Source organism: Rahnella ecdela, assembly GCF_019049625.1.
GTDB lineage: Bacteria > Pseudomonadota > Gammaproteobacteria > Enterobacterales > Enterobacteriaceae > Rahnella > Rahnella ecdela.
This window is the reverse complement of record NZ_JAFMOY010000130.1, coordinates 85,540-100,193: the sequence shown is the minus strand read 5'-3', so window position 1 is coordinate 100,193 and position 14,654 is coordinate 85,540. Positions and strand designations below refer to the sequence as shown.

Here is a 14,654-nt window from a genome sequence, read left to right as displayed (position 1 = left end):
TTCTCCTGAAGGGTTCGACACACTGTTCATATTCTGGGTTTATGTTCTGCAAGACGCGAAATTCGTCGCCGTGAAGACATCCTATGCGATACACTTACTTTTCGTAAGTACGCACCAAAAGGTAAGTATGAAAATAATTCCGTCAGACCCGTTTGAATCACGCCTGCCGCTGTCAGAGCAAATCCGTCAGGGGAAAGTCCTTGATCCAAATTGCCCTTCCCGCGAGATTTTGCGCCACGTCACCAGCCGCTGGGGTTTATTGATCCTGATTGCCCTGTGCGACGAAACGCTGCGCTTTAGCGAACTGCGCCGTAAAGTCGGTGGCATCAGCGAAAAGATGCTGGCGCAGACCTTACAGGCGTTAGAAGAAGATGGCTTTGTTGACCGGCATTCATTTCCGGTGGTGCCGCCGCACGTTGAGTATAGTCTCTCGCCTCTCGGACTTGAGATGAAAGACCAGGTTGCCGGGCTGGCCGACTGGCTGGAGTTTAATCTGCACCGCATTCTCAGGCAGCGTGAACTGCGCGTGGTCGGCGAAGAATAACCCTCAAAAAATCTTAACAAGAACGCAAAAATTCTCGCCTATCATTGATTCAACCCGCCGACTAACATCATTTCATTGATTCGATAAATGCTTTCATTTAAATCAGCTGAGGTGATGTATGTCCCCGTCCCATAACCAACACGTTACGCTCGTCATCACGCATAAAATTGCCCCGGCCAGCGAGGCGCAGTACGAAGCCTGGCTGAACAAAATCATGCCGCAAGCGAGCACGTTCCCCGGACATCTGGGCGTCAACGTCATCCGTCCAAGCCGCAGCGGTGACCCGTATACCATTCTGGTGCGCTTCGACACGCTGGAAAATCTCAATGCCTGGCACAGTTCCGAACTGCGTAAACAGCTGGTGGCAGAAGTCAGCCCGCTGCTGTTACAGGAAGACAGCACCGAAGTGCGCCCCGGCGCAGAATTCTGGTTTACTCCGCCGAGTGCGACCGTTCGCCCGCCTGCCCGCTGGAAACAATATCTGCTGACCTTGCTGGTGATTTACCCTTCGACCCACATTGTGCCCTGGTTCTGGGGGCAGTTTTTGCCACAGCTTAAAGGCACGGAAGGCGGTCATTTACTCAATGATGCCTCCGTCGTTGCGCTGGTGGTTTTCCTCTGGATGCCCATCATTACCCGAGTTTTCCATTCATGGCTGACGCGCTCTTCCGCGCAATAACAGGAGCTTTTCCAATGACAAGTTTTGCATCCCTGATCCTGATTAATGGCAAATTTCACACCGTTGACCGGGAGAAACCCCTGGCTAACGCGGTGGCGATTAAAGACGGCAAATTTCTTGCTGTCGGTACCGAAAATGAAGTGATGCAGTTTGCGGATGCCTCCACTCAGGTGGTGGATTTACACGGTCACACGGCGGTTCCCGGTCTCAACGATTCGCACCTGCATCTCATCCGCGGCGGGCTGAATTACAATCTGGAACTGCGCTGGGAAGGCGTGCCGTCTCTGGCCGATGCGTTGCGGATGCTGAGAGAACAGGCGCTGCGCACGCCCAGCCCGCAATGGGTACGCGTGGTCGGTGGCTGGACGGAATTCCAGTTTGCCGAACGCCGGATGCCAACGCTTGAAGAAATCAATCAGGCAGCACCCGACACGCCAGTGTTTATCCTGCATTTGTACGACCGCGCCCTGCTTAACCGCGCCGCGCTGAAGGTGGTCGGTTACACCAAAGACACGCCGAACCCGCCGGGCGGCGAAATCCAGCGCGACAGCAACGGCAATCCGACCGGTATGCTGATCGCCAAACCGAACGCGATGATCCTGTATTCGACGCTGGCAAAAGGCCCGAAATTGCCGCTGGAGCAGCAGGTGAATTCCACACGCCAGTTTATGCGTGAACTGAACCGTCTCGGCCTGACCAGCGCGATTGATGCGGGCGGCGGCTTCCAGAACTACCCTGAGGATTATCAGATTATTGATGAGCTGCATCAGAAAAATCAGCTGACCGTGCGCATCGCCTACAACCTGTTTACCCAGCGGCCACAGCATGAGCTGGAAGATTTTGAAATGTGGACCGATATGCTCAAACCGGGACAAGGCACCGACTTCTACCGCCACAACGGCGCGGGCGAGATGCTGGTGTTCTCCGCCGCTGACTTTGAAGACTTCCTGCAACCGCGGCCGGACCTACCGCCGGGTACCGAAGTTGAGCTGGAGCGCGTGGTGCGTCATCTGGTGGAGCACCGCTGGCCGTTCCGCCTGCATGCCACTTATGATGAGTCGATCAGCCGTATGCTCGATGTCTTCGAAAAGGTGAATAAAGACATTCCGTTCAACGGATTGCACTGGTTCTTTGACCATGCGGAAACCATCACCGAGCGGAATATTGAACGTGTGAAAGTGCTGGGCGGTGGTATTGCGGTTCAGCATCGCATGGCGTTCCAGGGGGAATATTTCGCAGACCGTTACGGTATCGAAGCCACTAAACATACGCCGCCGGTGGCGAAAATGCTCTCCGCCGGACTGCCGGTCGGGCTAGGCACCGATGCCACCCGCGTGGCCAGTTACAACCCGTGGACGGCGCTATACTGGCTGGTTTCTGGCCGCACCGTCGGTGGTATGGCGATGTATGACGATGATGCGCGCATTGACCGCGAAACTGCGCTGATGCTGTGGACGCAGGGCAGCTCCTGGTTCTCCAGTGAACAGGGAAAAAAGGGGCAGATCAAAGCCGGGCAACTGGCAGATCTGGCGGTGCTTTCTGAAGATTTCTTCAGCGTGCAGGAAGAACGCATCAAGGGCATTGAATCGGTGATGACCGTGGTGGACGGCAAAGTGGTTTACGCGGCAGGCAGTTTCTCACCGCTCGCACCTCCTGCAATCCCGGTTTTACCAGACTGGTCGCCGGTCACCAAAGTGCCGGGCCACTACCGCTCTGCCCCGCCAGAAGGTGCGGCGCGCGTCGGGCTGGTTCGTCAGGCACATCAGTGCGCCGGTCCGTGTGGCGTGCATAAACACAGCCATGACATCGCCCGGGGGTCCGATGTTCCGGTCTCCAACGACAACGCCTTCTGGGGCGCGCTGGGATGTTCGTGCTTCTCGTTCTGATCCGTTCGCAATAATATACCCAAGGCCTGCATTGCAGGCCTTGCTGCTTAAATTAAGAAATGAATTCAACGCCGTGTTAGAGAAAATACTTCTTCGACAAAGACATGAAATCGGTAAATGTTAAACACTGGCTTAAATGATCGATAACGTCGTTATCAAGAATGTTCGTTAGGTAGTCATAAATGATCATACTATCCACAAAAGCATCCTCACTAATGGCCAACATAAACACCAACTTCACTCTTTTCCCCTCATCCCACTCAATACCTTGAGGGAATATTGCCACCGTGACCATTGTGCTTAAGGCCACCAGCCCCAAAGGATGAGGGATGGCAATTTTGTCATCCAGTAATGTAGATGCCCTCTCTTCTCTTTCCATGACCGAGCTTAAATAATGCGGATTTACCCTCCCCTTTAATTCTAACTGCGATGCCAGAAAGCGGATGATTGACGACTTCGTCGGGTTGGGGTTATCGAACACAAAAAAGTGTTCTGCAGAGAAATAATTCACCGTTGCGGCGGGGGGAATGGTTTCATCATTTAAAAAATATTTCATATTCTCCAGTTGCCACCTTTCAGGCAAAGGAGGCAGACTGATCACTCGTTTATTTTTTTCCTCAATGTCCACAAAACTGATGACAATGTCATTTTCAACATTGCCCATCGCTTTGTATTGCTCAAGCGAAATACACTTTGCAATAACAATGTGCGGGTACATCCTGACTATTTTCTGGCAAACCATCCTGGTCGACGCTTCACCTTGTTCGTTGACGATTAAAGCAGTGATCCTCCTCCCCTCGTCTTTCAACTGCGTCTCTTCGAGGATGGCACCGATATGCATGACGAGATAGCCAATCTCATCATCACTGATCGTGTTCGAAAAAAAGAGCGGTTCTACCTCACTGAAAGCAGCGAGCGTCAACTCATACATCAGCGGATAGTGACGTTTGATTTGGTCGATCAGCGGGTTAATCATGGTGATGCCATGATTAACCCGTAGACGCATGGCTTTAATGTGTCGGAGCAAATTTTGACGCGACATCTCGTTATAACGAACATCGAAACACCAGGACGCACTGATGTACGTTAAAAAATGGTTCATTACCGCGTGCTCAGCGTCGTACAGTGAACCCTCAGAAGCACTCTCGTTCGACACGGCACAAAATGCGGTGAGATTCATCGCCATAAAATCGATTTCACTTTGCAGTAAAACCGTCACTTGCCCCGCCAGCAGCAGGTATAGTATGTCCGATGCCACGGTTTTTATCCTGGGCGCACAGTCGGTAAATTCATAATCGAGCAACCAACTTCCCCGGATAATACGCTCGCAAGCAATAGCACAAATCAAGCTGAAAAAGCGTAAATTGACATCACTGATCACGACATCATGTTTAACAAAGTAGTCAGTGAGCGCCACTTTAATAGTGGAAAGAGGCGTTAACGAACCAAAGACATCCTGATAATCCTCGTCGACGTCTTTAGAACCGAGCAAGTGGTCGTATATGCACCGACGAACCGCTATTTCACTCCCCGCGAGGGTAAATTTATCGGCGCCTTCAGTCACAATACTCAGCGCATAGGACGCAACATGCCGTTTAAGCAAAGTAATGTCATTTCGTAAACTATAGATGCTGATAAACCATGTTGCCTCGAGTTCCTCCAGTGAGATTTCCGCCTCCTGGTGCAAAAGGGCAGACAGTAATGTCCTGCGACGTTCGACGGTTGACCGTTTTTCTTTCCAGGGCCTTTGCGACAACTCAAGCAACGTGTCGTGCCCGGCCTGATTGTCCACACGAATTGAGTACCCTTTTTTTCGATCGTAGATGAGGCTGTTACCATACTCACTGATGATATCGTTGAGTGCTTTCAGGTCGCTGCGGATCGTTCGCGTGGACACGTTCATCTCTTTGGCTAACGAGGCTTGCGTGACGGCTTTCTGGGCAACCTGTATGAAAATATCGCGTATCCGCCTATTGGCAAACAGTCTCATTGCGCCTCCTTTACACAATGTCGACATACAGGGTCTGGATATCATTAGGATTTAACATTGCCCTTTCCTTCGACGGCGTTTTCTCATCCAGCAGCACATACCGGGCATTGTGCAACGCGGGAAGGGTCGCCGGCGCGTTCAGATTCGGGTTGTAAAATCGATAAATGAGCCCTTTATTTTCTTCAGCACATTTCACCACGCTGACCAGGGCATCAGTGGGACTGTCAGGCAATTCACACACACTGTATTCCTGCGGATAAGTACGCTCTTCCTCGCTTAAACAAAAGCGCAGGCGCCCATTAAGGAAATCGCTGTCCTGATAGACCGGGAAAGACGTCAGGAAGGCTTTCGAGTGTCTCGCATGCTGGGCAGCGTCAAAGCATCCACTGTTGAGCCGCCAGCCAAAATGAAACGCCAGCGGCCCCAGCAATTGTGCATCCGGGGTTGCCACGACCGTTTCACCCGACGCACGGCCAGGCCGGTAGAGCAGGTCCTCTTTTCCCATGTAACCAAACGACCGGAAAAGCGTGAGGGACAGGGTATCGAAACAATCCCCGACCACTTCATATTCACGCACACCGTTGGTGTGCAGGGTGAAGCCATGTTCGTCGTCATGCAGGTTCACGTAGCTTTGCATCGGCTCAATCGAGACAGGTTTTTCATGCCAGTGCTCGGTCTCCCACACTTTCAACGCGTTACTCAGTAAAACGGGGCGGGCTACCACACCAAACAGCTGATCTGCATAGGACATGTTTGCCATAATGTCCGTGGCAAAATGGACGCAAAGGCGATGGCTGAGCACCTGGTTCTCCACGTCGAGAGAAAAGCGGATCATGTCGTCGTGCTGCAGCGTCACGCAGACGGCCACCTTCATGGCGGACGTGGTTACCCCTCTCGCCCTCTCATCGAGATCGCGCGGTACCTTCAGCACATACTCCAGTAGCAGAGACTGGTTTAAGACACTCTGCTCCCGACAGAAAGACGTCAGACAGCCTTCGGAGGTGACCAGTAGGTCCTGACGCGGAGGGGAGTAATTATAGGAGTCACCATCATCCCCGTTTTCGACGAGTAACATCTGACGCCCATAGCTTTTCCCTGTGGGTTTATGGGTAACCGTCAGCAACCCATTTTCCTCGATTTCAATACGATAGAACGCATTCTCAATAACGGGGGATTTATCTTCCCCCACTTTGCTTGCGCCTGCTCCTGCAAAATCCAGGTACCATCGGGTATAACCGAGGGCAGGCAAGGCACTGCTTTTTACGGTGATTTTCGTGCGATAGACCTTTTCCGGCTTAAGGTAGGGCTTACCAGGATTAAGTCGTATGGTTTGATTCAGCACGTACTGCGTCAGGTCTGTCTCTTCTTCTATCACGTAAGGCATCGCATTCCCTGCCGTATCACGCAAGATAAAGGGAATACCTGGCAACCAGGCCTCAAACGTCACCTGCGGGGACGCCTTGCTGGTCAGCGGGTTAAAGACCGTAAATGCGTAATCATGTTCCCGCGGGGTGCGGGTCGCTATCAAGCGAGTATGCAATTCAAGCAAATTGATCGCTAAATCGCGGGCATGCTTATAACGGAAGAAGATGTCCTGATTTGTCGTGTCACTGTTACACCCTCCGATACTGTCATGGGCGGCGTTAGAAAACATCAGCTTCCAGATATCTGCCATGATGTTTGATGGGTAGTCATGTCCCAGGGTGTGGCTGATTGCCAGTATCGGTTCCAACGTGTTGACTAAAAGAGATTCCATCTCATTATTGAGTATTTTCAGGTCAGCACGGCATGAGAAAATGGTCTTGTGCACACGGGAATGTTTGCCCTCTGTGAGCTCCCCTTGCAGCACTCGCACATCTTGCGTTTCTTTTTCTACCGCCTCAACAAAGGCCAAAGGACTGCCAATCTGGTAATGCCGGTCCGGATCGCAGGCATTGAACTGTTTGACCAGATCCGGCAGGTTTTCACGCATAGGTGCCTGATCAAATCCGTGCGGGTAAAGCAGATTTTGGCGAGCGCTGCGCGCTTCAATCACTGCCATTTTTTCACTGAGAAAAGCCGCCATCGTTTCAGGGGTTTCATCCAGTAATCCGCCATAGTGATAACCCCATGGCATTTGTACGGCAAAGATCTGCTCACCGTTATCACCTTGCCAGAGGAACTCGGTCTCAAACAGGGTATTATCCGCGATACCCCGCCAAAACAGGGCGTGGTGAATACCGAACTGTTTATAGATTTGCGGCATGTTTCCGCCCTGTCCAAAACAGTCTGGTACATACCCTAACGCCATGCTTCCCCCCGCATCGTTCGCTATTTTGATGCCATACCAGAGATTACGCACAACCGACTCCTGATGGATCACGAGCTGGTCAGTTTGGGTATACCAAGGCCCTGTCAGTAACCGTTTATCGGCAATGAGCTGGGACAGTACCTCCTTGTCCGCCGGCGCCCACTGCAGATAACTTTCAATTAAGGCGCTCTGCGCATCCAAAAGATAACAGGGGAACTCATCGTTACTCTGCAAAATACGGATCACATTCTTGATGTGATTAAACAAATAAATTCGTGAGCGTGAAGATGTGAAATACCACTCCTGGTCCCAATGAGTGTGGCTATAAATGTGAACAATTTTATCTTTCATAAAACCTCCCTCGCGAAGTACGAACATCAATCAAACTTGATATCGATCCCTTCATCACGTTGACGGCTGACAGGCGAGTCAGATTCTTCGTCATTGAAGTTGACCAACAGATTGGCCCCAAAAGCGATCACGGCTGTGCCGACTGCAGCGCCAATAAAATACGCCCAGGGATTACCGACAGTGAGTCCACCATAAAGCCCGCCCAGCGGCGGCATAATGGGATAGGCCTTAAACAACGCAACCGACACCGAAGCCAAGACACCCGCAACGACATTAAGCGGAATCAGGCGTGCTGGGTTGCGTAAGGTAAAGGGGATCGCGCCTTCGGAAATGCCCAGGATCCCCATAATCACAGCCCCATTGCCGGCTTCTTTGAGTGTTTGATTGAAGTTGTTCGGCCGTAAAAAACGGGCAGCGGCATAGCCAAGCGGCGGTGTGATGATGGCGACATTCACAAGTATTGCAGGAAGATAGACGCCACTGAGAAACAGCACATTGCCCGTACCCCACGCGGCTTTATTGACAGGCCCGCCCAGGTCAAAGCAAATCATTCCGCCCAAAACGGCGGCAAGCACAATCGTGCTGGTGCCGTCCTGGGTCATGTGCTGAACCCAGCTCATCAGGGAAATGTTTATCCAGCTCAGCGCATCCCCGAGCAGCAACAGCATCACCACGACCTGTAAGCCTACGGTAATAAAGGGGAGGATAATCAGCGGGACGGAGCTCGCGGCAGAACCGGTGATTTGAATCTTGCGGGAGACCCATTCTGAGGAGTAACCCGCCAACAATCCCCCCACCACCGCCCCCAAAAATCCGGAACCGGTGAGCGAGGCGATGAGACCGGCTGTAAACCCTGACGCCAGCCCCTTCTTTCCCGCAATGGAATAGGCCACATACGCACCCAGAACATAGTTCATCAATCCAATGATTTTGAAACCGATATCCTGCGTCAGATACAACCAGTTTCCTAAACCACTGCTATGCGCGAGCACATCCAGATTCGGCTCTCCTATTGCCAGTCCGATTATCTTGGCCACCGCGACCATGAGAGAGCCAGAAATAATGACAGGCAGGGCAAATGAAATACCCGTCATTAAATGATTTTTTATGTCTATCATTATTTTTTTCATGACATCACCTTTATTATGTATTCCGACGAGCCTCAACCGCCGCAACGCATTTCGTGATAACGTCAGCGGCATGACTCACGCATTGACCTATTTTCACCCGGATGATCGTTTTTCCAGCAAAGCGCTCTTCTTCTTCAATCGAGCGGTCAGCGGCAATTATGACGAAATCCGCCGCAGCGACTTCCTCTTTGGTGATTTTATTCATGATCCCCATAGCACCCTGTTGCTCAATTTTTATCTGGTGCCCTAAACGCCCCCCTTCTTTTTCCAAAGATTTCGCCGCCATTGGGGTATGCGCTAACCCTGCAATACAGGATGTGACGCCAACAATCTTCATACGTTCTCCTCCACAGTGAGTCGTGATTTCATATATTGGAATAAGTCTTCTTTGTTGCTTGTTGTTAACAATCTGGTCCTGAAATCCTCTTCAATGAGCTGAGTCGCCAGGCTATTAATGATCTGAAGGTGCAACCTTTTTGCGCCCGATTCAGGCACTAAGAGACCAAAAACAATCTGTACAGGTTGTTCATCCAAACTTTCCCAATCGATAGGCTGCTGCAAACGAATAAAAATCACACCCGCATGGATCACATTCGCGGTCTTGGCGTGAGGAATGGCGATTTGGCTTTCAAAGCCGGTGGAATACTCGTTTTCCCGCGCCCAAAGGTCAGCTTCTATTTTCTTCGCATCCTCCGCCCAACCTTGCGCGACGGCTTGAGCCGCCAGAAAACAGAAAATATCCTTTTTGTTGTTGAAATTCTGATCCAGGAAAATATTTTCACGAGCAATAAGCATATCCATACATTTCCATCCAAGTGTTGACGCAATTGAGTTGTATACGATACTAGGACTTATTTTTAGTATTAACAGACAGTCGGTTTCCTCCTTAAACAGGAAATGTTTTGTTAGGGAGAGAAAAAAATAGCGAGCACGATCATGGAATTCTCTCTTTATGCAATACCGGTCACGTTTATTTAGTAAAGCACCGCGCATTCGGCGCCATGAAATAGCTGAAATTGCCCCTGTCATCTGAAAAGAAAATAACGTTTTTGTGATAACACTTCGCCCTAGACTTTCTCTTTCTCTGAGTATTCGTTGAGACAACGGTGGCATACCTCTTTGGGTGTCACGAAAGGAGTGGGGGTCATTGCCACCCAACGCGATGAGCTTTCATGCCCCCTTTTGGAACTGGACGACCCTGTCGTTTTCTGTAGGCCGTCACGGAAAGTCAGGGGGTGATTACTCCGTGGGCCCCCGGGTCGATAACGCGTGCCATGCGTCGGACCGGGCATCTGAAATAATGCGCGTCACGTCATCCAGATGCCCGATGTGAGCCACGCCGGACCGGTCGAATTTACTTTTATCCATTAATAACAGGGACTGTGAAGCACGCTTAAGCAACACCCTTTTAAACTCTGCGCTGAACGTATTGGAATCCCAAAGTGCGCCACGCGCATCAATCCCCTCACAAGAAAAAATAAACAGATCCACGTCGAGCGTTTTGAGCTGAGACCCGAGCGACGGATTGACGTAAAAACCGTATTTTCGCTGCAGCGTCCCCCCCGAGCAGATGAGCTGTATGTTTTGACGCTTAGCCAGTTCCTGGCAAACAGGAAAACTGTTGGTGAAAACGTCCAACGTAATATCCGGCAATTGACGGGCGAGGTACCAACAGGTAGTGCTCGCATCGAGAGCGATCACCATTCCCTCTTCTATCCAGTTAAGCGCCTCCCGCGCGATGTCGGCTTTATGCACATAGTGGCTTTTCATTCGGACGTGAAAAGGGTCGCCACTGTCTCCCTTCTCCCGGTGAAGAGATTTGGCACGCCCGTGCGTGCGCAGCACTTTCCCCTGCCTCTGGAGTTCAGTGAGATCACGACGGACGGTCTCTTTACTGACATGAAGTTGAAGAGACAGTGCTTCAGTGGTGAGATTTTCATGAAGGATGAGCAGCTCGACTATCGTTTGTTGGCGAGCGGCTTTCATATTGCGTTTTTCGTCATGGGTAAACGTCTCCGTCCTCGGTTGTCCCGGTCAGGAGACAGGGCGTCACCCCTTTTTTCAGCAAGATATTCGCGTATTTCGCGGTTTCACCCGTAACGACGATCGCAAAGGCCTTTTTCGCCCGCTCGTAAAACGCCACGCGGTCTATGTGCACAATGGTTGGGCACGGTGTTTGGGGCGTTGATAACGCCTTGCGATAACGGGTTTCGACAATGGGGTCGAGCGTATCGCCCTCAACGGCTTTCATCATTACCAGCGGCGCAGCGTAATTATCGAGCTCAAACAACGGAAGCATGGCCCGCAGGAGACTGCCAATTTGCACGCCATCGGCACGAATAACAGGGACGCCGAGACCGTGTGCAGGAAAATGGGCATCGGAGAGCACGATCTCATCCCCGTGCCCCATTTGCGCCAGGACTTTCAGCAATTCAGGGGAAAGCAGTGGTGAAATAGTCTTCAACATTTCAGACTCCTTGGCATAGCGTGATGCGCTCATGATCAGAGGTGCCATGGTGGCGCCACCACTCAGAGTGCGTTGAGTTCAGTTTGCGGATAAAAATAACGGTAATGATGGTGAACCTGTGCACGTGCCTGTTCAGGGCTGGCAAACTCACCGAGGCCATACCAGCCGAACATTGCGGCCCCCGTGACGGTGGTTTCCGCGTCGCTGAGGACCTTAATGGGGATCTCCAGCCTATTTGCCTTTATCTGATTCCACAGCGTATTGCGGCTGCCTCCCCCGACCAGCAGCAGCTCGCCTGCCCGAAAGTTACCGATTTTTTCCAGGCTTTGAAGATTTTGCTGAAGTTGCTCCGTGAGCCCCTCTAACGCAGCCCGGTAAAAGTGACCGCGTGTGGTGTTGAGGGTGACGCCACGCCAACCTGCATACTGACTGGTCAGCAATTCGCATTGCATCTTCAACCCCTCAGCGCCTGCAGGGATGACCCGCGCTTCATCAATCAAGGTTTGCCAGGGTGTCTCTGGGGGCCACATCAGCTTACGTACCCACTCGAGCACGCCGGATGCCAACCATTGCACCCCGGGGTTATACAGACCCGCCCTGCTGTCGAGCTCACAGGTGGAACCGGCGAAATGACTCAACAAGGAGGTGTTCACCTGCGCACTGCGCACCATCAGGATTTCCCATGTGCCAGACGAAAGAACCGCCTGCCCCGGTTGGGCACCTGCACCGAAAAGCGCAAACTGGGTGTCATGGCCTGCTGCAATGACCGGTATACCGGCAGGGAGACCTAAGAGGCATGCTGCATCGGCCTGAAGCGTCCCCACTTTCTCTCCGGCCTCCACCAGCCGGGGGAACAGACGACGAGGCAGTCCTGTGATTTCAAGAATGTCCGGACTAAAATCGCGTTGATGGATATCCAGCATCTGGCTGGTACCCGCCATCGTCATGTCCGTGGTGAATTGTCCTGTTAACCGGTGGTTAATCAGTGAGGAAATAAACAACCAAGCGTGCGCCTGTTTCAGTAATTGAGGATGGTTTGCTTTAAGCCAAAGCAGCTTGTAGAGCGTATTGAAGCGAAAGTCACCGACACCGGTGATCTCCTGCAGCTGTTTGGGGCGTTTGAACAGATTTAGGCCCTTCATGACAGATTCCGTGCGGGGACATTTCCAGCTCATGACAGGATAGAGCAGCGCCCCCTGTTCATTGACCAATGTTCCATCTGCGCCGAAGGTCGTGACGGTCATCCCCCGAATGTGGCAATCGGAAAGCTCAGTGGCCAGTTTCTGGCAGCAGGTCGCGAAACGCTGCAAAATAGCCTCCAATGACCACTGATGCCAGGCACTGTTTTCTGACGCTATTTCGCTGGCATTTCCGACCGCGGCTTGTGCCACATTCCTTCCCTGGCGGTCGACGGCAATCACTCTGATGTTTGTGGCCCCGCAGTCGAGAACCAATATGACCTCAAGTTTCATGTGTGCTCCTGAAAGCGCCCTCCCCAAAAGCGAGGGCGTGAGAGATTAACGTTGATAGAGCGGGCCATAGTTTTGGCAGGCGCGGTAATCCTGCCCTTCACTGTCCATACCAAAAGCGCCCCATGAAGAAGGCCGGTAGATCTTCGCTTCATCAATATTGTGCATGCAGACCGGTATCCGCAGCATGGACGCCAGCGTGATAAAGTCGGCCCCCACATGCCCAATGGTCAGTACGCCATGATTTGCCCCCCAATTCGCCATCACCGAATACACATCGGTGAAAGGCCCTTTCCCGGTAAGGCGTGGCGCAAACCAAGTGGTCGGCCAGGTCGAGTTAGTCCGCACATCCAACATATCGTGTACGTCATCAGGTAATTCCACGCTCCAGCCCTCGGCGATTTGTAGCACCGGTCCTTGACCCTTGATGAGGTTGACGCGGGTCAGGGTGAAGGGAACGCCGCCTTCTGTCAGGAAACGGGAGGAATAGCCCCCACCGCGGAAATACTCATGGATCGCCGGGCACCATTCGGTGGCCGCCAGGCACTCCTGCGCTTCTTTTTGGGAAATCTCCCAGTGGGGTTTCATGGTCGGCCTGCCCTCGCTGTCACGCTGCTTACAGGTGCCATCGAGAGCGGCAGAACCGGAGTTGATAAGATGGATGATGCCATGCTCGGCCAGGCCGCTTAGCGCTTGACCGGTGACACGCCGAACCGCCTGTGGTGACCAGTAAGTCCGCACATCGGCAAACAGCTGAGCCGTGCCGGTCAGTTGATGCCCCATGAGCATCGCCACGGCATTCAGGCTGTCGTTTTCAGTGGCAACGACCAGGGGTTCACGAATACCCGTCCAGTCAAACGAGCTATTGAGCAGCGCTTCCGCGGTGTCTCCATTCGGGTATTGATCTGTCCAGTGGCGCTGTCCCTGAAAACCGGCGGCAATGGCGTTATACCCAAGCGACTCCTCCCTCATGCCTTTATCGGCTAATTTGGCATTGCCTTGCATCATGTCGCGGATGCACATCGCCATCAGCAGGCTTTCTTGCAACACGGCACGGTTCTGAACTTCATTTCGTTGAAACTGCGGGGCATTTTGGTCTTTACCGTACCGAAAATGCTTGTCCGCCCAGGCCATGGCGATGTCCAGTTCAGCAACATCATAAATTTTTTCATCAATACGACGACGCAGTTCCGTCATATCCACTGATTGCACTTTCATGCCTAGCCAGGACTCGAAGAAGTGATGGTCAACAATCGATCCGGCAATCCCCATTGAAACCCCACCCACGGACAGATAGCTTTTCCCTTTGAGCGTCGCAACAGCCAAACCCGCTTTGGCAAAGCGCAGCAGCTTTTCCTCAACGTCAACAGGGATCGCCCCGTCACCGGCGTCCTGGACGTCATGGCCGTAAATAGAAAAAGCGGGAAGACCTTTTTGACTGTGCGCCGCGAGTGCGGCGGCCAGGTAAACGGCGCCAGGGCGCTCTGTCCCGTTGAAGCCCCAAATCGCTTTTGGGCGCAGAGGATCCATATCGATGGTTTCGCTGCCGTAACACCAGCACGGGGTCACCGTTATCGTGACGCCTACGTTCTGATGGGTGAATTTTTCATCACACAGTGCGGCTTCTGACATACCGGCAATACAGGTATCGGCAATCACACACTCAATCGTGGCTCCGCAGGGATGACGGAGTTTATTCTGGATAAGTGAGGCCGTGGCTTTTGCCATGCTCATGGTCTGCTCTTCGAGTGACTCTCGCACTCCCATACGACGTCCATCAATGACCGGACGAATGCCAATTTTTGGTAAGCTGATTTTCTTCATGGTTGACCCTCAGTTGTTCGCAAA

At 52.3% G+C, this 14,654-nt stretch carries 12 protein-coding genes; 3 read left to right on the top strand and 9 right to left on the bottom strand.

What is annotated here, in order from left to right; translation table 11 throughout:
* Positions 1-127: 127 nt before the first annotated feature.
* From J1784_RS17435 to J1784_RS17425, 3 genes are all read left to right on the top strand, one after another.
* A complete protein-coding gene (locus J1784_RS17435) occupies positions 128-544 on the top strand; it encodes a winged helix-turn-helix transcriptional regulator (RefSeq protein ID WP_120509516.1) in 417 nt (138 codons plus the stop codon).
* A 118-nt stretch (positions 545-662) separates the two neighbouring features.
* Positions 663-1,223, top strand: a complete 561-nt coding sequence (locus J1784_RS17430; protein WP_217150262.1) for an antibiotic biosynthesis monooxygenase — start codon at positions 663-665, stop codon at positions 1,221-1,223.
* A gap of 14 nt (positions 1,224-1,237) precedes the next feature.
* Positions 1,238-3,109: an amidohydrolase gene (locus tag J1784_RS17425; RefSeq protein WP_217150261.1), complete on the top strand. Its 1,872-nt coding sequence runs from the start codon at positions 1,238-1,240 to the stop codon at positions 3,107-3,109.
* 76 nt (positions 3,110-3,185) lie between these two features.
* Here J1784_RS17425 and J1784_RS17420 read toward each other — a convergent pair whose 3' ends face one another.
* From J1784_RS17420 to fucI, 9 genes are all read right to left on the bottom strand, one after another.
* Positions 3,186-5,099, bottom strand: a complete 1,914-nt coding sequence (locus J1784_RS17420) for a BglG family transcription antiterminator (RefSeq protein ID WP_217150260.1) — start codon at positions 5,097-5,099, stop codon at positions 3,186-3,188.
* A gap of 10 nt (positions 5,100-5,109) precedes the next feature.
* Positions 5,110-7,740, bottom strand: coding sequence for a mannosylglycerate hydrolase (mngB, locus tag J1784_RS17415; protein WP_217150259.1), 2,631 nt, complete (start codon positions 7,738-7,740; stop codon positions 5,110-5,112).
* Positions 7,741-7,766: 26 nt separating this feature from the next.
* Entirely contained in the window at positions 7,767-8,870 is a 1,104-nt protein-coding gene (locus J1784_RS17410) for a PTS fructose transporter subunit IIC (protein ID WP_119824105.1), read from the bottom strand.
* 13 nt (positions 8,871-8,883) lie between these two features.
* Entirely contained in the window at positions 8,884-9,207 is a 324-nt protein-coding gene (locus J1784_RS17405; RefSeq protein WP_217150258.1) for a PTS fructose transporter subunit IIB, read from the bottom strand.
* The gene (locus J1784_RS17400; RefSeq protein ID WP_238485581.1) at positions 9,204-9,671 is read right to left on the bottom strand and encodes a PTS sugar transporter subunit IIA; all 468 of its coding nucleotides are present in this window, start codon (positions 9,669-9,671) and stop codon (positions 9,204-9,206) included. Before J1784_RS17400 ends, J1784_RS17405 begins: the two co-directional genes overlap by 4 nt.
* Before the next feature lie 438 nt (positions 9,672-10,109).
* Complete coding sequence (fucR, locus tag J1784_RS17395) at positions 10,110-10,856, bottom strand: L-fucose operon activator (RefSeq protein WP_119824101.1); 747 nt, start codon at positions 10,854-10,856, stop codon at positions 10,110-10,112.
* A gap of 13 nt (positions 10,857-10,869) precedes the next feature.
* Complete coding sequence (gene fucU, locus J1784_RS17390; protein WP_195817702.1) at positions 10,870-11,337, bottom strand: L-fucose mutarotase; 468 nt, start codon at positions 11,335-11,337, stop codon at positions 10,870-10,872.
* Between the two features lie 62 nt (positions 11,338-11,399).
* Positions 11,400-12,809, bottom strand: coding sequence for an L-fuculokinase (gene fucK, locus J1784_RS17385; RefSeq protein WP_217150257.1), 1,410 nt, complete (start codon positions 12,807-12,809; stop codon positions 11,400-11,402).
* A 45-nt stretch (positions 12,810-12,854) separates the two neighbouring features.
* A complete protein-coding gene (gene fucI, locus J1784_RS17380; protein WP_195817701.1) occupies positions 12,855-14,630 on the bottom strand; it encodes an L-fucose isomerase in 1,776 nt (591 codons plus the stop codon).
* Positions 14,631-14,654: the final 24 nt, after the last annotated feature.